Below are 22,621 nucleotides of genomic sequence, written 5' to 3'. Positions count from 1 at the left end.
ACCATGCAAATCCAAGGACAAGCCGCTCTCGTGACCGGCGGCGCATCGGGCCTCGGCGAGGCCACCGCGCGCGAACTGGCCCGCCTGGGCGCCAAGGTGGCGGTACTCGACCGCAATGCCGAACTGGCTGAAAAAGTGGCGACAGCCATCAACACCGAATTCGGCGCGGGCAGCGCCGTGGCCTGCGCCTGCGACATCACCGACGCCGCCAGCGTGACCGCCGCCATCGACCAGGCCGCAGCCGCCCACGGCCCAGCGCGCATCCTGATGAACGTGGCCGGCATCGGCAGCGCCAAGCGCGTGGTGCAGCGCGACGGCAGCGCCGCGCCGCTGGAAGACTTTGTGCGCGTGATCAACATCAACCTGATCGGTAGCTACAACGTGAGCCGCTTGTTTGCCGCTGCGTGCGCCAAGCTGCCCGTGCTGGACAACGGCGAGCGCGGCGTGATGATGTTCACCGCCTCCGTTGCGGCCTTTGACGGCCAGGTGGGCCAGCAGGCCTACAGCGCGTCCAAAGCGGGCCTGGCCGGCATGACGCTGCCCATGGCGCGCGACCTGGCGCAGCACGCCATCCGCGTGTGCACCGTAGCGCCCGGCCTGTTTGCCACGCCGTTGATGAAAGAACTGCCCGAAGCCGTGCAGCAGTCGCTGGCGGCCAGCATCCCGTTCCCGCCACGCCTGGGCAAGCCCGAGGAGTTTGCCGAGCTGGCCTGCCACATCGTGACCAACGGCCACCTCAACGGCGAAGTGATTCGCCTCGACGGTGCCCTGCGCATGGCGCCACGCTGATCGCCTTTTCACATCCCCGTCATCACACACCACAAAACCACCAGGAGACAACCATGACGACCACTCGCCGCCACTTTGTACAAGCCCTCGGCTCCGCCGCTGCGCTTGGGGCGCTTTACCCATTGACCGGTTTTGCCCAGACGCTGGAACAGGTCAAGATCATGTACGGCTTTCCCGCCGGGAGCGCGGGCGACAGCGTAGCCCGCCGCGTGGCCGAAAAGCTGGGCGGCACGGCCTACAGCAAGAACCCGGGCTTTGTAGAGAACAAGCCCGGCGCGGGCGGCCGCATCGCGGTAGAGACGCTGAAGAACTCGCCCGCCGATGGCTCGGTGCTGACGCTGGCACCCGTGTCGGCGCTGTCGGTGTACCCACACATCTATCCCAAGCTCAGCTACAAGCCTGAGGATGTGACGCCCGTTTCGATCGGCGCGATCATGCACCACGGCCTGGCCGTGGGGCCTGCTGTTCCAGCGGAAGTGAAGACCCTCAAGGACTTCCTGGCGTGGGCCAAGGCCAACCCGGACAAGGCCATGTACGGCTCTCCCGGCGCGGGCTCCATGCCGCACCTGCTGGGCGCCCTGCTCGGCATTCGCGCGGGGGTTGACCTCAAGCATGTGCCCTACCGCGGCACAGTGCCCAGCATCACCGACCTGGTCGGCGGCCAGATCTCTGCCGCCGTGAACCCCAGCGGCGACTACCTGCAGTACATGAAGACCGGCCGCGTGCGCGTGCTGGCCACCTCGGGCAAGAAGCGCTCGCCCTACCTGCCGGATGTGCCCACCTTCACCGAACTGGGCTACCCCGACGTGACGTCCGAGGAATGGTTCGGCTTCTATGCCCCGGCCAAGATCGCGCCCGCCACGCTGGCCAGCGCCAATGCGGCCATCACCGGCGCGCTGAAGGACAAGACCGTGGTTGACGCACTGGGCATCGTCGGCCTGGTGGCGCACGGCAGCACCCCGCAGGAAATGCTGGCTGACCAGAAGGCCGAGTTCGAGCGCTGGGGGCCGCTGGTCAAGCAGATCGGGTTCACATCAGAGTCCTGACTCCCCCCTGAGTCGCTGCGCGCCGCCCCCCCTGAGGGGGACGCCTGCGGTGGACTGGCAAAGCCAGATCCACGGTGGCACTGGCCTGGGCCGCGCCAGTGTTTACGGGCGGGGGCTCGACACAGAGCGCAGCGCCCTCCTTGCAGCGGCCCGCCCCCCAACCGTTCGGGCTGAGCCAGTCGAAGCCAGGGCATCTACGGCACATGGTCACCACGCTTCGACGGGTTGGATTTGAATAAAAACAGGCTCTAGCGCTTATCCAGCAATCGCTGACAGCTATTACTTTAGTAGTGAGCACCCATGCAAGCACGCCAGGCCCTTGCCGACATCCAGCACTTGCTGACCCACGTACTGCAGGCGCCAACGCGCTGGCAGGCACTGGCGCCGTTTGCCGATACCGATGCCGAGCTGGCTGCGCAGGTGCTGGACGAAGCCGCCAAGTTTGTGGACAGCGCCATCGCCCCGCTGCAGCGCAGCGGTGACGAAGAAGGCTGCCGCTTTGACGGCGGGCGCGTGCACACCCCCGCAGGCTTTCGCGATGCCTACCAGGCCTTCTGGCAGGCGGGCTGGCCATCGCTGTCGTGCGCGCCCGAAGACGGCGGCCAGGGCCTGCCGGCGGTGCTCGAATGTGTGCTGTTTGAATGGCTGGCCGGTGCCAACCACGGCTGGACCATGGCGCCGGGCCTGCTGCATGGCGCGTATGAGTGCATCAAGCACCACGCCAGCGACGAACTCAAGGCGCGGTACCTGCCGAAAATCGCTACTGGCGAATGGCTGGCCACCATGTGCCTCACCGAAGCCCACGCGGGCAGCGACCTGGGCCAGGTGCGCACACGCGGCGTGCCGCAGCCTGACGGCAGCGTGCGGGTGAACGGCAGCAAGATTTTTATCTCGGGCGGCGAACACGACCTGACCGACAACATCGTGCATCTGGTGCTGGCGCGCTTGCCCGATGCACCGGCGGGGCCCAAGGGGTTGTCGCTGTTTCTGGTGCCCAAGATGCTTCAGGATGGCACCCGCAACGCCGTGGTTTGCGAGCGCATTGAAGAAAAAATGGGCCTGCACGGCAGCCCCACCTGCGCGATGCGCTTTGACGACGCCACCGGCTGGTTGGTGGGCGAGCCGAACAAGGGCCTGAACGCCATGTTCGTGATGATGAACGCCGCGCGCCTGCATGTGGGCCTGCAAGGCATTGGCCTGCTGGAGGCCGCGTGGCAAAAGGCCAGCGCCTATGCGGCAGAGCGCCGCCAGATGCGCGCACCGGGCGCCAAGGACACCAGCCTGATTCAGGACCACCCGGCCATTCGCCGCATCCTGCACACGCAGCGCGCGTGGATCGACGGCGGGCGCGTGCTGGCGTACCACACCGCGTTGCAGCTGGACGTGGCCCAACACAGTGCCGACGCGGGCGAGCGCGCCGCAGCCCAGCGATGGTGTGCACTGGTCACGCCGGTGCTGAAATCTGCACTCACCGAACAGGGCTTCCACGGCGCCAGCGCCTGCCTGCAGGTGTTTGGCGGCCACGGCTATGTGCGCGAATGGGGCATTGAGCAGATCGTGCGCGACGCGCGCGTGGCCATGATCTACGAAGGCACGAACGAGATCCAGGCGATTGACCTGCTGGTGCGCAAGGTGCTGGCCGATGGGGGCCAGGGCCTGGCGGCGCTGCTGGCATCGCTGCCGGGCGCAGCGCCCAGCCCCGCCGCCAGCGCGCGCCGCCATGCCTTGGTGGAGATCACGCAGACCCTGGCGATTGCTGCGCAAACGGACCCCGAGCTGCCCTACTGGGTGGCCGACGACTACCTGCGCGCGGTGGCGCTGGTGCTGCTGGACTGGGCCTGGGGCCAGATTGGGGCGGTGAGCCACGCCAAGCGCGGGAGCGAGCCCACCCAGGACCCCGACCGCTGGAGCGCCCCCGCCCAGGCCCTCACCCAGTGGGTGCTGCCCGAGTTCGACATGCGCGCCGCCATGCTGCGCCAGCGCATTGCGCAGGCTCTCGAAATCAAAGCCAAACTGGCCTCTAGCGCTTGATGGATAAGCGCTAACAGCTACAAATTGAATAGCATTGGATAGCGCACAAGCTTTTCGCTGATCTCCCTCCCACAGCGTGTTGAGGCCGCGCTGCGGGGTTCCTTGCGCCTCTGACAACAGGAGACAACACCGTGAACTTCAAAAGAAAAACGAGAACGCGCGCCAACCCTTATGCCCTGACCGCGCTGTCAGCCCTGCCGATCGCGCTGCTGGTCGGCTGTGGCGGCTCGTCTGAACCCACGCTACCCCAGCTGGCAGCGGCAACACCCGGCACGCTGCAGTCGTGCAGCGAGCTGGCCAACCGCATCAACTTTGCCAACACCACCATCACCGCAGCCAACACCATTGCGGCGGGTACGTTGACGGTGGCCGGCACGCCGGTGCGCGCGCACTGCCAGGTCACCGGCAAGATGTTCCAGCGCGTGAGCGCCGTGGATGGCAAGAGCTACGCCATCAGCTTTGAAATGCGCCTGCCCAACGCATGGAACGGCCGCTTCTTTCACCAGGGCAACGGCGGCATCGACGGCAGCGTGGTGCCCGCCACGGGCGCGGTCAATGGCGGCGGTGGGCTGAACAACGCCCTCAACATGGGCTTTGCGGTCATCAGCTCGGACGCGGGCCATGAAGGCTCCATGGGCCCCAACTTTGGCATCGACCCGCAGGCGCGCCTGGACTACGGCTACCAGGCCGTGGCCAAGCTCACGCCCATGGCCAAGAGCGCCATCCAGACCGCCTACGGCAAGGCACCCGACCGCTCGTACTTTGGCGGCTGTTCCAACGGCGGGCGCCACACCATGGTGGCGGCGTCACGCTTTGCTGACCAGTACGACGGCTACCTGGTGGGCAACCCCGGTTTCAACCTGCCCAAGGCCGCCATCGCCAGCATTGCCAGCGGCAAGATCTACGCATCGCTTGCGAGCACGCCCGGAGACCTGTCCACCGGCTTCACCACGGCCGAGCGTGCGTTGGTGTCCAACGCCGTGCTGGCCAAGTGCGACGCGCTGGACGGCAGCACGGACGGACTGGTGCAAGACACTGGCGCCTGCCAGGCCGCCTTCAACCTGGACCGCGATGTGCCCACCTGCAGCGGCGCACGCGACGGCAGCTGCCTGTCTGCCGAGCAGAAGACCGGCATTGCCAAGATCTTCAGCGGCCCCACCACCAGCTCGGGCAGCAAGATCTACACAAGCTTTCCGTATGACGCGGGGCTGGCAGGCGGTGGGTATGGGTTCTGGGAGTTCACCGCGCCGCTAGTGCTCGACTCCGGCGGTGTGGGCCTGATCTGGTCGGTGCCGCCTGAAGACGCTGCCACGTTCAACGGCCCCGTGTTTGCACTGACGGGCAACGTAGACACCATGCTGGCCCGCGTGAACGCGACCAACGCGGTCTACACCGAAAGCGCCATGTCGTTCATGACGCCACCCAACCCCAGCAACCTGTCGGCCATCAAGGGCCGGGGCGCCAAGATGATGGTCTACCACGGCACCAGCGACCCCATCTTCTCCAGCGACGACACCACCGCCTGGTATGACGGCGTGCGCGCCGCCAACAACGGCGACGCCAGCAACTTTGCACGCTACTACCGCGTGCCCGGCATGAACCACTGCGCTGGCGGCCCCGCCACCGACCAGTTCGACATGCTGACCCCGCTGGTGAACTGGGTGGAAAAAGGCGAGGCACCCGACAGCGTGCTTGCCACCGCGCGCGGCGCAGGCAATGTGGGCGGTGTAAACGCCGACCTGCCCGCCACCTGGTCTGCCAACCGCACCCGGCCGCTGTGCGCCTACCCCAAGGTGGCGCGCTATAACGGCACGGGCAGCATCGAAAGCGCCAGCAGCTTCAGCTGCAAGTAGCGCCCCCGGCCCTGGCCACTGCGGCCAGGGCCTTTTTTTTTGATGGCCTTACCTTCCCGCCCACCTGGAGACATCGCATGAAACCCCTGCTCCCGCGCACCCTTCCTCTCTCTGCAATCACCACGGCCATGGGCACCGCCGCGCTGCTGGCGGGCTGCGCCAGTGCGCCGCACACCACGCCCCCACCGCTGCTAGGCGCCGCCACACCCGCCACCCTGAAAAACTGCACCACGCTGGCCCAGAGCCTCGCGCTGCCCGACACCCGCATCACTTCGGCAGAGACAGTGGCCGCAGGGCCGATCACGTTGCAAGGCAACACCACCCAGGCGCCCGCGCACTGCCTCGTCAAAGGCAAGATGAAAGAACGCACCAGCCCCGTGGACGGCGCCAGCTACGCCATCGGTTTTGAGATGCGCCTGCCGCAGAACTGGAACGGCCGCTTTCTGCACCAGGCCAATGGCGGGCTGGATGGGAACGTAGTGACCGCGCTGGGCGCAGTGAGCGGCGCTGCGCCGGTCGCCCCTGGCCTGGTGCAAGGCTTTGCGGTGCTCAGCTCTGACGCGGGCCACGGCGCGCCCACACCGTTTTTTGGCCTGGACCCGCAGGCCCGGCTGGACTACGGCTACCAGGCCGTGGGCACCTTGACGCCCATGGCCAAGGACTTGATCAAGGGCGCCTACGGCAAGGCCCCAGACCGCTCATACATCGCAGGCTGCTCCAACGGCGGGCGCCACGCCATGGTCGCCGCATCGCGCTATGCCGACCAGTACGACGGCATCCTGGCGGGCAACCCCGGCTTCAGCCTGCCCAAAGCCGCCACCGCGCAGTTGTGGAAGGCCCAGCAATACGCCAAGGTATCCACCCCCGGTGCCAACGGCCAGCCCGACCTGACCAAGGCCGTGAGCCCCGCCGAGTTCCAGCTCATCGGCCGCAAGATTTTGGAGCGCTGCGACGCGCTGGACGGTGCCACCGACGGCCAGGTGAACGATGTGCAGGCCTGCCAGGCCGCCTTCAACCTGCAGCGCGACGTGCCCACCTGCACCGCTGCCAACCCTGCGCGGGACGGGTCGTGCATCTCTGCCGACCAAAAGAACGTGCTGGCCAGCATCTTTGCCGGGCCCAAGAACAGCAAGGGCGAAGCGCTGTACACCGGCACCTGGTTCGACCCCGGCGTGGCGGGCAGCAACTTTGCGTTCTGGCACTTCAACGCCCCCACCACACGCGACGCGGGGGCCGTGGCGTTTTTGTTCACCACACCGCCCTCCACGCTAGACGCCTTCAAGGCCACCACCGGCCTGCAGTACGCGATGAACTTCAGCATGGACGCGGACTACCCCAAGATGTTCGCCACCACGCCGGTCTATACCGAGTCATCGTGGTCGTACATGACGCCACCGAACGATGCCAACCTGGGCGCCCTGCGCAACCGAGGCGCCAAGATGATGGTCTACCACGGCGTGGCCGACGGAGTGTTCTCGCCCATCGACACCGCAAACTGGATGGACCGCGTGCAGGCCAACCACGGCGGCAAGGCCGACGACTTTGCCCGCCTGTACCTGGTGCCCGGCATGAACCACTGCTCCGGCGGCCCCGCCACCGACCAGTTCGACATGCTGGCCCCACTGGTGGCGTGGGTGGAACAAGGCAAGGCGCCCGACAGCGTGACGGCGAAGGCACGCGGCGCGGGGGCTAACGTGGTCAACAACGAGCTGCCTGCCAGCTGGTCGGCCAACCGTACTCGGCCGCTGTGTGTGTACCCCAAGGTCGCGAGGTACAACGGGACAGGGGATATGGAGAGTGCGAGCAGTTTTAGCTGCAAGTGATGGATGGGGATTGAAAGTGGGAAGCCCGGCTAGTGCCGGGCTTTTTTGTTTGCGCGAGGGTTGCCCAGAAGGCCTGCTTGGTAAGGTCGCAGACGTTTATCGATTTTGGCCAGCGTTACCCACGAGTGAAAGGCTACCTCAGTCGCTTCACTGGTGGCTCTGCAGCGACAACAGAAGTCGCACTGGCTCAATCGCTATCTAAAAGCTAACAAACCTTCTCACGCACTCCAGGCATCATGCGCCGCCTTAAGGAGAGCCCGCGGCCGCATCTTGGGGCAACTGTTCCATCCGCTTCCCAAGGTACATCGGCTTCTCCGGACCTCGGTACGTCGGAAGCCAGCGCCGGTCCTGCTTCGCGGTCGGGTGATCGTATTCTGTGGAGGAGAAGAGCAGCTGCGCGTCATTCGCCTCACACATCTTCTCGAGCTCTGTAAGGTACCTTGCTAAGTCAGCCGTGTGAAGTTCGTCCTGCTTGGGCGTGTCCAGAATCAGGAAGCGGAAGGGACGTGCTTTGTCGGAGAGATAGGCTTCCAACAGCGCTGCGTGAATGGCGAGGACTAGCCGACTCGTGGTACTGCTGGTGCCGCCGCTGCCAATCGTCTCCAGCGTTTCCCCTCCAAAGGTGAACCGCAGATTCAAGTCGATATCTACGTTCCTCGACACGCTGGTAGTGTCCAACGTGTCCATCCATTTCACGGTCAGATCGCGCAGATTCCGTCGAAGTTCGTTGAACGCATGGTCAGCTCTCCCAGTGTTCGTAAGTCCGTCGATGCGATCCTGAATACGGCCTCGTTCTTGCTCCAGTGCGAACAGCTTCAATCGCTCATCCTTCAACCCCGATATTCGGGCTAGCTCCCCTTGGACGCCAACAAGTTGCTTGGTCAGTGTCTGTACAGCCGTCACGAGTTGGTCGACGCCTGAAGCGCTCGGCGACTCAAGGTTGTCAACGAGCGTTTGGCGTTCCGCACCCAACTCCTCAAGGCGCTCCGTCAATTGCTCAACACGAATCTCGGCGCGCTGACTGTTGCGCTCAAGGTCTTTGATTTGATCCTTGAGATACAGCAGATTTTTTCCGTAAGACTCAGCGCTTCCAAGGAACAGCCCGCAGTTCGGAGCACGGCAGATTTCCTGGAAAGATTTGAAGACGCCGAGAGCCTCTTCGTTAAGGCCGAGAGTCTTGACCTCGCCATCAATCTCCGCACGGATGGTCTCGATGCCTGCAACCCGATTCTGAAGTTCAAAGAGCTCCAACTGGCGTGACCGGATTTGCACGTCCTTCTGACGTAGCAGTTGAGTAAGTGCCGAGCTCGCACTGCCCTTGGCATCCACCGACACGCGAAGTCCGTCGAGCTGTTGTGTCAGATTCTCAGAGCTCCGCTGCAGTGCAGCCTGATTTGCATCGCTGGTGTCCACACCACGGCTCTGGTATTCAAAAACGCGCTGCGCAGCGACGATCTTGCGGGTCTGCGCCTCCAAAGCACTTTTCTCTTCAATAAGTGACTTCTTGACCTCGAATGAGTGCTTTGGATTCAGGCCGAACGCGAACCGCACCATCTCCACAAACTGATCCGTGATGAACGAGGTAGGGGCGCGATAGGCAGCCGAGTACCCGTGGCCCTGAATCAAATAGAAGAGCGGCAGCAGGGTCGCTATGTAGGGTTTCGTTTCTTCCCCTTTGGTCGACACCAGACGCGGTGGCTTAAGCCCAAGCAATTGGAAAAGCGCGGCGGAGAAGGAAGCTTCGGAATGGTGCGCAGTTTGCTCACCATCGAAATCAATCGTGGCATAGAAGAGCCCGTTCTCTGCTCCGAGGGAACGACGGATCGTGAGCGGCTTCTCTTCCGCCTCGGCATGCAAGACGACGGCGCTGCACTTTTCAAGGATCTCCGCCCTGAAGTTGTTGGGAAATCCCAGTGCGGAAGCAAGCATGCGCACGACAGGTGACTTTCCGCTGCCATTCGCCGCAAAGAGCATCGTTGTCCGCCCCCCAAACTCCAGAAGTGGGCTTCCCCAGCCTCCTTCGCCCAAGGGCTCGACTTGCAGTGACTTCAGTTTCAATTCACTTCTCCCCTCACCCGAGCTTCGTCCCTGATGTACTGGTAGCTGAGCTCGATTGTTTTCATAGAGTGAGCCAGAAGGCTCTCCCCGGCCACGGCACCGCTGTAGACCTTTTTGCCCAAGTCGGTAGCAGCGATTTCTCGCGTCACCTTGTCGATGGTGACCTGACCGGTTGACTCCAGGAACGTCAAGGCCTTGATGGTCCTGATGCGCAGGTTGCCGGACCAACCAATGTCCTGAGATGACCCCTTGAAGCCAGCCACAGTCCGCTCTAGACACTCTCCAACCAGTTGACCAATCTCAGGCAACTCGGGCTTTGACCGGCCCTTCGAGATTGCCAAGATGGTCATCGCGAGCAAAGGCAGTTGGAACAGCGCTTCATTGTCGAGCGTGTGCATTGGCGAAGGGCCTTCTCCAGATAGGCTCAGCTTCAGTCCGAGGCGCCTGGCTTCGCTAAAGAACTCGGCGGAGCTCATCGTGTTGCCCTCCTGACGATGGCGGAACAGAAGCCGCCAAACACTAGGTCAGTGTCCAAAGCCGAAAATTTCTTTCCAGTAGACGAGTCCAAAATCTCCTGAATGACGCTCTCGAGGTCCGCCAAGACACCACCGCCGAGGAGCCAAGCCCTACACCTCTTGTCGATTTCGTCGAGCAAGAGGTTGAAGGTGAAGTCCGGGAATGTGTGCCGCGCACTTCTAAACCACACGTCCCAGGAAACCTTCGCGCGCGAAGCCGCCTCGATCATTGACTCAGTGGCGCCAGCCTCCTTCAGCTTCCGCTGAAGGACTGACGCAGCCTTGATGGCCGCAGGATCTCCCCCTTGGAGGAGCGTCTTGTAAACCTGTGTAGAGATGCTAAGAACCTGAAGCAAGTCCTCGATACCGACTCCAGTCGCTAGGTCTATGTCAGCTTTGGACAGCCCGCTGATCGGAACACAGGATTTTTCTTCAACAAGCGTTACCAGTCCTCTGGCGATCCGCTCAACCTCGTGTTGATGCAGTTCAATTTCGGAGTGTTTCCAGATGGCGTTATGCGCGGCAATGCCGAAGGCCTCCAAGGTGTCACCGATATACGGCACACCGGGTAACAACGAAAGCTTCTTTCGAACTGCGTCAAGCTGCTCAGGCGATAGCTGTTGCTTGGGGGAAACGATAGCTGCAAACTTCTCGATGAGTTGACGCGTGTACTTCTTGCTAGAAGTACCCGCAGCAAGATCTGCGATGAGATCATGAACTTCGTCTTTGAAGTGCACGTTGCTGAGGACCGTAACCTCCCGACACTGGTCTCCGAACTCCACAGTGTGAACGAAGAGCTTGCCTGCAATGCTGCTTCTAATCGCCTCCAACTTTTCAGCCGTGTCGAGTTCACCCTTCTGCTTAAGACCAAAGACCTCATCGATGCCCCATTGCTGGTTGGCCCTGCCTTTGGTCTTGACCTGAAAGAAGTGGTACTCGACTACGCCAGCAACTGTTCTGCGCACGACGAAATCGTCGTGGTAGTCGCAGTAGACCCGGTCGACTTCTTTTCCGCTAAGTATTTCGAGCGCTGCGAACGCTGCTGCTTGAAACTGCATTCGGAACCGCACCATGGTGTCCCGACCAACAGTTTCGCGCGGTGCTTTCTCATGGATGGTGTCCATGGTTATTGTTTTGCTCCACCCAGATTGCTTGGACACGTTTTGTATCAGATATACGTACGAACGCCCAACATCTGTATTACCCATCCTGTGGATGATGCGGCATGGGCCAGCTATAGATCTACCTGAAATCGACGCTATCCAAGTAGCGCGACGGCAGAAAGGAATATGGGCATACATACTGTACGAATGTACAGTATTCGTACTTTTTCGATTGTAAGTGGCCACGACGTGAGATCGTCGCTCAGGTCCAACCAGGTCAGCTCACCGGCCTCGCCCGGTGGCACCCCTACTGACACTGCGCTGTCAGCAGCTCCGACGCACCATCAAGGGGTTTTGGCGCACATCCAGTGACCTGGATGGCAACCGCGTGGGTTTGCACGCATCTCTTGATCTTGAAAGGAACAACCCCATGGAAACACAAGAACTGCACCGGGGCCGGCTGATTGACCACATCCAGCTCGTCGTGCGCGACCTGGCGGCCAGCCAGGCGTTCTACGCCGCCGTGCTTGGCGCCTTGCAAGTGCCGATGGGTGGCGCGGACGAGGGCTATTTCTGGGCGGACGAGCTGTTTGTTTCGTCCGCCGACAGCCTCGCCGCGCAAGGCCACCTGACGGGGCGCACGCACCTGGCTTTTCAGGCGCAGGACCGGGCGATGGTGGACGCGTTCTACCAAGCCGCGCTGGCCCACGGTGGCACCGACAACGGCGCGCCCGGTGAGCGCCCCTACCACCCCGGCTACTACGCGGCGTTTGTGCTGGACCCGGATGGCAACAACATCGAGGCGGTGTTCCATGGCGAGGCCCAGCGCAGCGCGCCGTCGGTCAAGGTCACCTTCTGATGCCCTGCTGAAAATACGGGTGGGCTCTGGCGAATTGCGGAGCGGACGGGGTCTGGCATGCCGTGCATCCCTGGTAGCGCCAGGGTTGCAACGCACTCGACACAATCACCCCATGCCGCACTACCCCACCCGCCGAAAAGTTCGCCCCATCAACCCGCACAAGCTGGCACTGAGCAAGTGGACCGCCGTGGTGGCGTTGAACAAGGAAAAGCACTTTCTGGTCACCCGCGTGGTGCCCCCCATCAGCCCCGATCTGCCTGTTGAAGAGATCGAACTGCAAGCCGTTATCTCTGGCCGCAGTGTGGTGCTGCCCTGGCGCGATTTGCAGGATGACGCGCGCTGGCACCAGGGTTGGGTGTAAACGGGCTGCTGCGCCATCAGCGCGTGGCCGGCTCAGCGGTGCTTGTATTGCGTGGGGCAGTAGGCCCGGTCCACCGCAGGCGAGCGCAAGGCTGCGTGTTTGGTGGCGCGCCCCGTCACGCGCTGGCGCCACAGGCGAAACGAGCCGGGCTTGAGCTGGCGGCGCATGAGGGTGATGACGTCACCCTCGTTCAGACCGAACTGCACGGCAATCGACTCGAACGGGGTGCGGTCTTCCCACGCCATTTCGATGATGCGGGAGATGTCTTCGTCCGTGAGCGCGGTGGGCTGGGCAGGAGCGGGGTGCAGGGCGTGGGTGGTGTGCATGGTGGGCGAACGCGCGCGGCAAAGATGGTGGCTGCGCAACGGTCGTATTGAACACCGGCCCCGCAAAGTCCGCGTGCCCCGGCGCAAAGCCCTGATGCTATGTTTGTAATAGCTGTCAGCGCTTATCCATCAAGCGCTAGGGGCCAAAAAAGCATCTGATCAGGTCGCTGTCTCACATGAGGACACCAGCCTGTGCACTGCCAGCGGCGCGGGGGTTTGCTCCCTCGCCCCTCGCGGGAGAGGGTTGGGGAGAGGGGGCCTGCACCCGCACCGCGCCTGTTTCACCCCCTCTCCCCGGCCCTCTCCCACAAGGGGAGAGGGGGTGGGGCCGTCAGTGGCTCAACACACCGCCATGAGCGAGTCCACGACCTTGCGCTGGGCAGCGTTCAGCGCGGAGTAGCCCTCGCGCAGCAGGCGCAGCACGATGCGATGGATTTCCGTTTCACTCTGGGTCATGGTGTTCTCCTTGCAGGATGACAGAACAGAAGCAGCCACGCGGCGGTGGCGGGCCAAGGCGCTCGGGCAAAAACGATGACCGCGAAACGCCCGGGCCTGTTCCCCCTTTGACCAGGCCCGCTGCCACTGTGCCTGCGTGGGGACGGGTGCAATGCGGCGATGTGAGGGGAAATGGCGGCGCTGTTCGGACAGCGTCAGCGGCTGGCAACAGTGGGCGGGCTCGGTGCTATACCGCGGCCTTTGCACTCAGCGACTCCTGTTTTTATAGCTGCTAGCGCTTACCCAGAAAGCGCTAGAGGCCTAAAACACTAAAAATCAAGGATGCACAGGCCCCGCACGCACACGGGCCAGGGCCTCGGGCACGTCGCCCCACGCCGGACGGCCGGGCGCATAGCGCTGGCGCATGTAGCCCGCCAGCTCGGTGATCTGCGCATCGCTGAGCGCCTGGCCGAAGCCGGGCATAAAGCCAATGTCGCGCGTGGCGGGCTCGCGGATGCCGTGCACGATGACCTGCAGCAGGTTGTCGGGCCGGTCGCTGTGCAGGTTGCTGTTGAGCGCCAGCGGCACGTTCACACCCAGCAGGCGCGGGCCGTCGCCGTCGTGGTGGCAGGCGGCGCAGGCGCCGTCAAACAGGCGCTGGGCCTGGCCGGGCTGGGGTGCCAGCGCGGCGGCCTGGGCGACGGCGGTTTGTGCGCGCTGCTGGGGGTCAGGCGCAGGCTGGGTGGCTGGCTGGGCAGCCGCTTCCGTAGCGGTGAACGAGGCCAGGTAGCCCGCCATGGCGCGGATGTCGTCGTCGGGCAGGTGCGCCAGTTCGCGCACCACGGGCGCCATGGGGCCAGACGCGCTGCCGTGCTGCGGGCTGTGGCCGTGGCGCAGGTAGCTGTAGAGCGCATCGGCCGTCCAGGGCACCGGCGTTTTGGACAGGCCGGTAAGCGCAGGCGCCTCCCAGCCGTCAACCATGGCGCCGGAGAGGAACGCGGCACCGCCCAGCTCGGCACCCAGCGCGTTGCGCGGCGTGTGGCAGGCGCCGCAGTGGCCCACGCCCTGCACCAGGTAGGCACCCCGGTTCCATTCGGGGGGGCGGGTCGGGTCGGGCTTGAAAGGGGTGGCGTCGTGGAACAGCGCGTTCCAGCCTGCCATCAGGGGGCGTACGCTGAAGGGGAAGGCCAGTTCCGTCTTGGGCACCTCGGCCCGCACTGCGGGCTGCGCCATCAGGTAGGCGTACAGCGCGGTCAGGTCGTCGTCGCTCATCTTGGCGAACGACGTGTAGGGGAACGCGGGGTACAGGTGTTTGCCGTCGCGCGAGATGCCTTCGCGCATGGCGCGCTGGAAGGCGCTGAAGGACCACTGGCCGATGCCGGTCTCTGCGTCGGGCGTGAGGTTGGTGGTGTAGACCTTGCCAAAGGGGGTGTCCATGGCGCGGCCACCGGTGTTGGGCGTGCCGCCGGGGGCGGTGTGGCACACCACGCAGTCGCCCGCAGCGGCCAGCAGGCGGCCGCGCTCGATGGTGGCGGCGTTGTAGACCGACGCGCCCGCCGTCTGCACCACGGGCGCGATGGAGGGGCGCCAGCCCAGCAGCGCCGCGCCCATGGCGATGCCACCAGCGGCTAGGGCCAAGGCGCGCGCCCAAGGGCTGCGCGTGCGGGGCCAAGTGGCGCTGGCGGGCACGGTGGGTGCGGGCAGTTCCAGCGTGGGCAGCACTTCGGCTTGTTCCGCAGGCGGGCTTCCGCTAGGGGCGGCCTCGCCCGCACCACCGGGCAGGGGACTAAGTCCCGCGCGCACCACTTCCGGCGTGAAGGGCGGCGCGCGAAAGCGCACGCCCGTGGCGTCAAAGATCGCGTTGGCAATGGCTGCCGTGCCCGGTACAGACGATGACTCGCCCGAGCCCAGCGGCGCCTCGTCCTGCCGGGGCATGTGCATGACCTCGATGACCGGAACCTCGCGAAAGCTCAGGATGGGGTAGCTGCCCCATTCGCGGTTGTCCACGGCCTGCTTGACGGGCTCGAACGTCACCTGCTCTTTGAGCGCGCGGCTGGTGGTCTGCAGCACGTTGCCGTGCACCTGCTGCTCTACGCCTGCGGGGTTGATCATCAGACCCGCGTCGTGCCCCACCACCACGCGGCGCACGTGCACCTCGCCGGTCTTTTTGTTGACCTCCACATCGGCCACCCAAGCCGCCCACGCGGCGCCAAAGCCAGGCCACTTGCTGTGGATGTAGCGGGCGTAGGCAAAGCCCTGGCCCTGCACCCAGTCGCCGCCCTCTTCCTCACCCTTGAGTGCATGCTGCTGCGGGCCGGTGCGGCGCACCCAACCCGCTTTTTCGGCCGTTGCCTGCACCAGCTCGGCGGCGCGCGGGTCGCTTAGCAACTGCAGGCGAAAGTGCACCGGGTCCACGCCCGCAGCCGTGGCCAGTTCGTCCACATAGGATTCGTGCGCAAACGAGTTGGGCAGGGCCGATACGCCCCGCAGCCACGAGGCACGCACGATGGGCGCCATGTCGTTGACGGCGACGCGCAGGTTGTCGTACTGGTAGGGCGGGCGCGCGGTGCGGTCGCCCATCTCGTAGGCCTGGGCCACGGGCTCGATGGTGCGGGTGAGCAGCAGGGCCAGCGTGGGCGCGCCGTTGGACGGGTACGAGGTTTCGAAGTCATACGCCGCCACGGTTCCATCGGCGTTGAGCCCGCCGCGCACCTGCATGAGCTGGGCTGTGCCCTTGGGCTCCCACAAATGCTCCTGCTCGCGTGTGAGCTGCACGCGCACCGGGTCGCCCACGGCGCGCGACAGCAGTGCGGCGTCGGCGGCCACATCGTCGGCGCCGTTGCGGCCATAGCAGCCTGCGGCCTCCATGCGGATGAGGTCGATGTCTACATCGGCCAGCCCTGTCAGGCGGGCCAGGTCGGCGCGCAGCACATGGGGGTTTTGTGTGCCCGCCCACACGGTCATGCGCGGGCGGCCTGCGCTGCCGTCGCTGCGCCACTCGGCCACCGCGCACGACGGGCCGATGGACGCGTGCATCTGGTACGGCCACACATAGGTGCGTGGCATGGGCTGGCCTTCAGAGGACAGAGCGGCCAGGGCGGCGTCCACATCACCCTCGTCCACCAAGCGGCGCTGGGTGGATGGGTTGGCGCGGATGGCTTGCTCCAGCGCCTCGGTGCTGTCCTGGCGCGGGAAGCCGGGCCAGTCCTTCCAGCGCACTTTCAGCTCGCGCAGGGCCTGCTCAGCCTGTTCTTCGCGCTCAGCCACGATGCCCACAAAGTCGCGGATCACCACAACGGCGCGGATGCCGGGGATGTGGGCGATGGACTGCTGGTCCACCGATTCGAGCGTGTTGCCAATGAAGTCGCCATGGTCGGCCCCCGCATACGGCGGGCGCACCACGCGGCCGTGCAGCATGCCGGGCACGCGCATGTCGTGCACAAAGACCAGCTCGCCACTGACCTTGGCGGGGATGTCCACGCGGTGCACGGACTGGCCGACCACGGTGTAATCGGCGGCGGCCTTGGTAGGCGTGGCGTCGGCCAGCTCAAGCGTGACGTGTGCGCCCGCGAGCAACGCGCGGTAGGCCAGTTGGCGTGACGGGTCTGCGATGCACTGCACCACACCTGCACGCACCTGCAGTTCATCGAACTCTACGCCCAGCTGCTTTGCGGCCTGCGCCACCAGCCAGTGGCGCGCCTGCGCGGCAGCGGTGCGCAAGGGTTTGGCGTGGATCTGGATGGACGCGCTCGCGATGGTGGCGCCCTGGTTGGGCGCACGCGTGGTGTCGCCCAGCACCATGTTCACCTGGGCCAACGGCACGTCCAGCTCTTCGGCCACGATCTGGGCGAGTGCGGTGCGGATGCCCGTGCCCAGGTCTACATGCCCATTGAGCGCAGTCACGCTGCCGTCGTCCCACACGGCGATCAGTATCTCCACACCCTCGGCCGGGTTGCCCGCCACCAGCGCGGGCTGACCTTTGACAGGCGGCGGCGCAGGCGGTGGGTTGCGCACCACCAGCAACACGCCCTGTGCAGCATGGAAGTCGGCACGGGTCAGGGGTGCGTGGGCGCGCAGGGGTGGTGTGGCGCTCATGTCTGGGCCTCGCGCATCAGCACGGCCGCGCGCAGCACCGCGCGGATGATTTCGACATGGGTGCCGCAGCGGCAGAGGTTGGCAGACAGCTCGCTGCGCACTGCGGCCTCATCGGGGTCTGGATTGCGCTCCAGCAAGGCCACGGCCATCATCACCATGCCGTTCAGGCAGTAGCCGCATTGCGCGGCTTGCTCGTCGATGAACGCCTGCTGCACCGGGTGCAGGCCGTGGCCTTTGCCGCAGCGCGCAGGCAGGCCCTCCAGCGTGGTCACATCACGGCCCGCAGCACCATGTGCCGGAATCACACACGCCCGTGCGGCGACACCATCCACCAGCACCGTGCACGCGCCGCACTGCCCCAGGCCGCAGCCGTACTTGGGGCCGTTGAGCGACAGGTCGTTGCGCAATACATGCAGCAGCGTCGTGCTGGCCGATGGTGTCGACGGCAGGACACAAGGCTGGCCGTTGACGACCGTGGATTGAAGCGAAGCGGGCGCGTGCATGTCTATTGGGGGTGCCTTCAGCGCTTTAAGCCACCGGAGCGCGTGTACATCTCCAGGTCTACAAAGTTGGAACCATTGTGGTTATTGGGGCCGTACTGCAACGGAAAATCGCCGATCTTGGTCGTGCCCATGTCTTCCATGGCCTTGATAAAGCCTTCGCGGGTGAGCGCTTTGCCTGCCCGTTTGATGCCCTCGACGAACACGCGCGCGGCGATGTAGCCCTCCAGCATGGTGTAGCTGTCGATCTTCTCGCCCGCGTCGGTACGGTCCTTGCGGTAGTCCACCACGACGGACAGACGGCTGGCCTGCGGCGAGGGCACGATACTGGCCGTGACCAGTCCTTCGATGCCGCCGTTCAGGCGCTGCGCGGAGCCTGGCGCATCGGTGATGCCCACCGAGATGGTGTACAGCGGCGATGCGCCCCCGCCCGCACGGTAGTCGCGCAGGAAGACTTCCACCATCTTGCCCGCCATGATCATCACCACCGCGCCGGGCTGGGCCTTGGTCAGCGTGGCCACCTGGGTCTTGGCGTCGGTGGCTACGATCTCCATGGGCACGGACTCCACCACCTTGACCTTCAGGCCCTGCGCAATCTGCAGGCAGGTGTCGAGGTTGGATTTGCCGAATGCGCTGTTCTGGTAAATGACCGCAATGTTGTTGATGCCCAGCGTGGCCAGGTGGCCCACGATCTTGCGCAGCTCGGTCTCGTAGCTGGCGCGCACATGAAACAGGTAGCGGTTGTGCGTGGTGCGAAACGATGTGGTGCCCACCAGCGGCGCAAACATGGGTACACCGGCCTTCTCGGCAATGGGCATGGCAGCAATCAGGTTGCCCGTGGCCACGTAGCCGATGAGGGCGAACACCTTGCCCTCATCGATCAGCTTGGTCGTGTTCTCGGCCGTCTTCTTGGGGTCGTAAGCGTCGTCGTGCGACACCAGCTCTAGCGTGCGCCCTAACACACCGCCGGTCTTGTTGACCTTGTCGAAGTAGAGTGAGATGCCCGCCTTGTAGTCCACCCCGAAATCCTTGGCGGGCCCGGTGAAAACAGCCGACTGCCCCACCTTGATGCGGGTGTCCGTCACCCCGGTCTCGGCGGCCGCGGGGCCCGCCCAAGTCCACCCCGCTGTTGCCACCAGCCCCGCCATGGCAGTCCGGCGGTCGACGCATCCATCCTCCACTCCTTGACACTTCATGTAGCGCTCCTTACATCAAAGATGCCAGTTTCGGGGCTTGTGATTGCAACGCGCAAGTGTTTGAAGGGGTGTTTTTTGTAACCAACAGCACACGTTTGAGGCGCGCCACACGCGCCACTGCGCTGGGGGATCACACGCTCAGATAGGCGCGGCGCACCTCTTCGTTGGCCGCCAGTTCGGCCATCGTGGCCTGGTAGCGGATCTGGCCCTTTTCAAGCACATAGGCGCGGTCGGATACCAGCTCGGCAAAGTGCATGTTCTGCTCGGACAGCAGAATGCTCACGCCCTGCTCTTTGAGCTCCAGGATCATGTGGGCCATCTGCTCCACGATGACGGGCGCCACGCCTTCGGAGGGCTCGTCCAGCAGCACCAGAAAGGGGTTGCCCATGAGCGTGCGCGCAACGGTCAGCATCTGTTGCTCGCCGCCGCTCATGCGGCCACCATGGCGCTGCGGCATTTCGCCCAGGTTGGGGAACAGCTTGAACAGGCGCTCGGGCGTCCACACCGGTGCGGCCGTGCCGTCGGGCCAGTGGCGCGCGGGTTGGCGGCCCACTTCCAGGTTCTCCATCACCGTGAGGTCGGTGAACACGCGGCGGTCTTCGGGCACAAAGCCCAGGCCCAGGCGGGCGGCGTCGTGCGGGTCGGTGCGGGACAGATCCGTGCCCATGAACTGGATGCTGCCCTTGCGCTTGGTCAGCATGCCCATCAGCGTCTTGAGCGTGGTGGACTTGCCCGCGCCGTTGCGGCCCATGAGCGCCACGACTTCGCCACGGCGCACGTCCAGATCCACGTCGTACAGGATTTGCGCCGCACCATACCAGGCCTGCAGGCCCTTGGCCTGAAGCAGCAGTTCTTTGGGGTTGTGGGTCGTCATGGTCATGCCGCCTCCGCATTGGCTGCGGCTTTCTTCTCAAAGGTCTTGCCGGTGCCGAAGTAGACCTCCTGCACCTTGGGGTGGTCACGCAGCTCCAGCGGTTTGCCCTCGGCAATCAAGCGCCCGCGCGCCAGCACGATCATGCGGTCGGCGTAGGCGAACACTACGTCCATGCTGTGCTCGGTGAACAGCACGGCCATGTTGCGGTCGATCACGAGCTGCTTAGTCAGCGCCATCAGGTCGTTGCGCTCCTTGGGGGCCATGCCGGCGGTGGGCTCGTCCATGAGCAGCAGCTTAGGGCTGTTGGCCATGGCGATGGCCAGCTCCACACGCTTGACGTCGCCATAGGCCAGCACGCTGCAAGGGCGGTCAGCTTGCGACTTCATGCCCACCTGGTCCAGCAGCGCAAGCGCTTCATCACGCTTGTGGTCGGCCGCCCTGCGCCACATCGAGAACAGCAGGCTGTCGTTAGAGATCAGCGCCATCTGCACGTTTTCTACCACCGTCAGCGAGGCAAAGGTTTCGGCAATCTGAAAGGTGCGCCCCACACCCATGCGCCAGATGTCGCGCGGCTTGCGGCCCACCAGCTCCTGGCCGTTGAGCTGGATGGAGCCTGCATCGGCCGGCAACTGGCCGTTGACCATGTTGAAGGTGGTGGACTTGCCCGCGCCGTTGGGGCCAATCAGCGCGAGCAGTTCGCCCGCAGCCAAATCGAAGTGGATGCCATCCACCGCCTTGACGCCGCCAAACGATTTGCCCAGACCGGTGACTTTAAGGAGACTCATGCCTTGCCCTCCTTGGTGTTCTTGGCTTCACGCATATTGTCAAAAATCTGCTTAAAGGTGCCTGCAATACCCTGCGGGAACAGCAGCACCAGCAGCAGGATGATGGCGCCCAGCATGGCGCGCCAGTAGTCGGTGTTGCGCGCCACGGTGTCGTGCAGCCAGGTGAAAGTGACCGCGCCCACCACCGGCCCCGCCAGCGTCTGGATGCCACCCAACAACACCATCACCAGGCCATCGACCGACTTGCCCACGGCCAGCGACTCCGGCGAAATGCTGCCCTTAGAGAACGCATACAGCGCGCCAGCCAGCCCCGCAGCCGTGCCGGCCACCACAAAGGCCGCCCACTGCATGCGCTTGACGTCGATGCCGATGGCGTCGGCTCGCAGCACCGAGTCGCGCCCAGCGCGCAGCGCATAGCCAAACGGAGAGAACAGCACGCGGCGCAACCACCACACCCCCAAGCCAACCAGGGCCAGCGTGAGCCAGTAGTACATGCGCTTGTCCGCCAGCCATTCCGCGGGCCAGACACCGGTGAGGCCATTGCTGCCGCCGGTGAAGCTGTCCCACTGGTAGGTGATGGCCCAGGTGATCTGGGCGAAGGCCAGCGTCAGCATGGCGAGGTACACACCCGACAGCCGCACTGCAAACCAGCCGAAGATGAATGCCCCGGCCGCAGCCACCAGCGGCGCCACCACCAGTGCGATCTCCATCGGAAGCCCGAGCGTGCGCACCAGCAGCGCGGCGCCATAAGCGCCCAGCCCGAAGTAGGCGGCATGGCCGAACGAATGCATGCCCGCTGGGCCCATGATGAAGTGAAGACTGGCCGCGAACAACGCTGCTATCAGCAGGTCAATCAGCAGCACGGTGGTGTACGGCGACTGCGCGGTGAGCAGCGGTGCCGCCACCAGCAGCAGGCCCAGCACGGCGGCCGCTACCAGATAGGCCTTGCCTGGCCGGCGCAGCGGCTCCTCCTGCATGCCCACGTAGCGGCTGGGTGCCTGTGGTCTGCCAAACAGCCCCCATGGGCGCCAGACCAGCACCACGGCCATCACCAGAAAGTCGACCACCAGGGTCAGCTTGGAGAAGGAAATACTCACGCCGAACACGTCGACCACGCCCAGCCAGATGCAGATGGCCTTGATCTCGGAGATCAGCAGCGCCGCGGCGTACGCGCCCGGGATGGAGCCCATGCCACCCACCACCACCACCACGAAGGCAGCACCTATGGTGTGCAGGTCCATCTCCAGCGTGGCAGGCTCGCGCGGCAGTTGCAGTGCGCCACCCAGCCCGGCCAGCATTGCGCCCAGCGCAAACACGGCCGTGAACAGCCAGGCCTGGTTGACGCCCAGGGCGCTCACCATTTCACGGTCTTGCGTGGCGGCGCGCACCAGCGTGCCGAACCGGGTGCGCGTGAGCAGCAGCCAGACTGCGCCCAATACGAGCGGCCCGACCACGATGAGAAACAGGTCATAGGTGGGGAACTGCCGGCCCAACAGGCTCACAGAACCCGACAGGCCCGGCGCGCGCGGGCCGAGCAGTTCGTCGGGGCCCCAGAGCCACAGCACCGCGTCCTTAATGACCAGCACCAGCGCGAACGTGGCCAGCAGCTGGAACAGCTCAGGCGCCTTGTAGATGCGGCGCAGCAGCACCACTTCGATCAGCGCACCGAGCACACCCACGATCAACGCTGCGAGCGGCAAGGCCACCCAGAAGCCGAAAGCACCGCTCAGGCGTTCGACCAGCGAGTACGCGACGTAGATGCCCACCATGAAGAACGAGCCATGGGCAAAGTTCACGATGCGGGTCACGCCAAAGATCAGCGACAGACCCGCCGCCACGAGGAACAGCGACGAAGCGCTCGCCAGCCCGTTGATGAGCTGAACGATGAAACCCGAAAAACTCATGTTCGATACACCCTGTAGGGCCTGTTCACACTTTTTTGCCAGAGCGAAGGCCATGAAACGATGCCGGA

The 22,621-nt window shown here is 64.7% G+C and carries 17 protein-coding genes; 7 read left to right on the top strand and 10 right to left on the bottom strand.

The features are described 5' to 3' along the window. Positions 1-3 precede the first annotated feature (3 nt). The 5 genes from ACK4OE_RS00280 (at position 4) to ACK4OE_RS00260 (ending at position 7,542) form a co-directional block, all read left to right on the top strand. Entirely contained in the window at positions 4-789 is a 786-nt protein-coding gene (locus ACK4OE_RS00280) for an SDR family NAD(P)-dependent oxidoreductase (RefSeq protein WP_409882256.1), read from the top strand. 53 nt (positions 790-842) lie between these two features. Continuing rightward, complete coding sequence (locus ACK4OE_RS00275; protein WP_409882255.1) at positions 843-1,835, top strand: Bug family tripartite tricarboxylate transporter substrate binding protein; 993 nt, start codon at positions 843-845, stop codon at positions 1,833-1,835. 300 nt (positions 1,836-2,135) lie between these two features. After that, positions 2,136-3,866: an acyl-CoA dehydrogenase family protein gene (locus ACK4OE_RS00270; protein ID WP_409882254.1), complete on the top strand. Its 1,731-nt coding sequence runs from the start codon at positions 2,136-2,138 to the stop codon at positions 3,864-3,866. A gap of 131 nt (positions 3,867-3,997) precedes the next feature. Continuing rightward, a complete protein-coding gene (locus tag ACK4OE_RS00265) occupies positions 3,998-5,719 on the top strand; it encodes a tannase/feruloyl esterase family alpha/beta hydrolase (RefSeq protein WP_409882253.1) in 1,722 nt (573 codons plus the stop codon). A 77-nt stretch (positions 5,720-5,796) separates the two neighbouring features. Further along, on the top strand, positions 5,797-7,542 hold the full coding sequence (locus ACK4OE_RS00260) for a tannase/feruloyl esterase family alpha/beta hydrolase (protein WP_409882252.1): 1,746 nt from the start codon (positions 5,797-5,799) through the stop codon (positions 7,540-7,542). A gap of 246 nt (positions 7,543-7,788) precedes the next feature. Here ACK4OE_RS00260 and ACK4OE_RS00255 read toward each other — a convergent pair whose 3' ends face one another. From ACK4OE_RS00255 to ACK4OE_RS00245, 3 genes are read right to left on the bottom strand one after another with little or no spacing between them, the layout of a single operon-like run. Beyond that, positions 7,789-9,600 carry a hypothetical protein gene (locus ACK4OE_RS00255; RefSeq protein WP_409882251.1) on the bottom strand — a complete coding sequence of 604 codons (1,812 nt, stop codon included), beginning with the start codon at positions 9,598-9,600 and terminating at the stop codon, positions 7,789-7,791. Next, positions 9,597-10,076, bottom strand: coding sequence for a hypothetical protein (locus tag ACK4OE_RS00250; protein ID WP_409882250.1), 480 nt, complete (start codon positions 10,074-10,076; stop codon positions 9,597-9,599). The genes ACK4OE_RS00255 and ACK4OE_RS00250 overlap by 4 nt, the downstream gene beginning before the upstream one ends. Beyond that, positions 10,073-11,239, bottom strand: coding sequence for a dsDNA nuclease domain-containing protein (locus tag ACK4OE_RS00245; RefSeq protein WP_409882248.1), 1,167 nt, complete (start codon positions 11,237-11,239; stop codon positions 10,073-10,075). The genes ACK4OE_RS00250 and ACK4OE_RS00245 overlap by 4 nt, the downstream gene beginning before the upstream one ends. A 409-nt stretch (positions 11,240-11,648) precedes the next feature. Between ACK4OE_RS00245 and ACK4OE_RS00240 the strand changes: the two genes are divergently transcribed. Further along, positions 11,649-12,077 (top strand): VOC family protein, encoded by a 429-nt coding sequence (locus tag ACK4OE_RS00240; protein WP_409882246.1) that lies wholly within the window; start codon positions 11,649-11,651, stop codon positions 12,075-12,077. A 112-nt stretch (positions 12,078-12,189) separates the two neighbouring features. Then, positions 12,190-12,438 carry a TIGR02450 family Trp-rich protein gene (locus ACK4OE_RS00235; protein WP_409882245.1) on the top strand — a complete coding sequence of 83 codons (249 nt, stop codon included), beginning with the start codon at positions 12,190-12,192 and terminating at the stop codon, positions 12,436-12,438. Between the two features lie 32 nt (positions 12,439-12,470). On the opposite strand, the gene ACK4OE_RS00230 is transcribed toward ACK4OE_RS00235, so the two are convergent. The 7 genes from ACK4OE_RS00230 to ACK4OE_RS00200 all read right to left on the bottom strand — a co-directional run bounded on the left by ACK4OE_RS00230 (position 12,471) and on the right by ACK4OE_RS00200 (position 22,553). Continuing rightward, positions 12,471-12,764, bottom strand: coding sequence for a TIGR03643 family protein (locus tag ACK4OE_RS00230; RefSeq protein WP_409882244.1), 294 nt, complete (start codon positions 12,762-12,764; stop codon positions 12,471-12,473). A 771-nt stretch (positions 12,765-13,535) separates the two neighbouring features. Beyond that, entirely contained in the window at positions 13,536-17,294 is a 3,759-nt protein-coding gene (locus ACK4OE_RS00225) for a molybdopterin cofactor-binding domain-containing protein (protein ID WP_409882243.1), read from the bottom strand. Next, on the bottom strand, positions 17,291-17,797 hold the full coding sequence (locus ACK4OE_RS00220; protein WP_409882241.1) for a (2Fe-2S)-binding protein: 507 nt from the start codon (positions 17,795-17,797) through the stop codon (positions 17,291-17,293). The genes ACK4OE_RS00225 and ACK4OE_RS00220 overlap by 4 nt, the downstream gene beginning before the upstream one ends. 17 nt (positions 17,798-17,814) lie before the next feature. Continuing rightward, positions 17,815-18,990: an ABC transporter substrate-binding protein gene (locus ACK4OE_RS00215; protein ID WP_409882240.1), complete on the bottom strand. Its 1,176-nt coding sequence runs from the start codon at positions 18,988-18,990 to the stop codon at positions 17,815-17,817. A 130-nt stretch (positions 18,991-19,120) separates the two neighbouring features. Then, positions 19,121-19,864, bottom strand: a complete 744-nt coding sequence (locus tag ACK4OE_RS00210) for an ABC transporter ATP-binding protein (protein WP_409882361.1) — start codon at positions 19,862-19,864, stop codon at positions 19,121-19,123. Between the two features lie 2 nt (positions 19,865-19,866). Next, positions 19,867-20,649, bottom strand: coding sequence for an ABC transporter ATP-binding protein (locus ACK4OE_RS00205; RefSeq protein ID WP_409882239.1), 783 nt, complete (start codon positions 20,647-20,649; stop codon positions 19,867-19,869). Beyond that, on the bottom strand, positions 20,646-22,553 hold the full coding sequence (locus ACK4OE_RS00200; RefSeq protein WP_409882238.1) for an ABC transporter permease: 1,908 nt from the start codon (positions 22,551-22,553) through the stop codon (positions 20,646-20,648). The genes ACK4OE_RS00205 and ACK4OE_RS00200 overlap by 4 nt, the downstream gene beginning before the upstream one ends. Positions 22,554-22,621 lie beyond the last annotated feature (68 nt).

The sequence above is a fragment of the Acidovorax sp. genome (assembly GCF_046314175.1).
GTDB lineage: Bacteria > Pseudomonadota > Gammaproteobacteria > Burkholderiales > Burkholderiaceae_C > Acidovorax.
The sequence above is the reverse complement of the archived record's forward strand: the minus strand, read 5'-3'. Positions and strand labels throughout refer to the sequence as shown.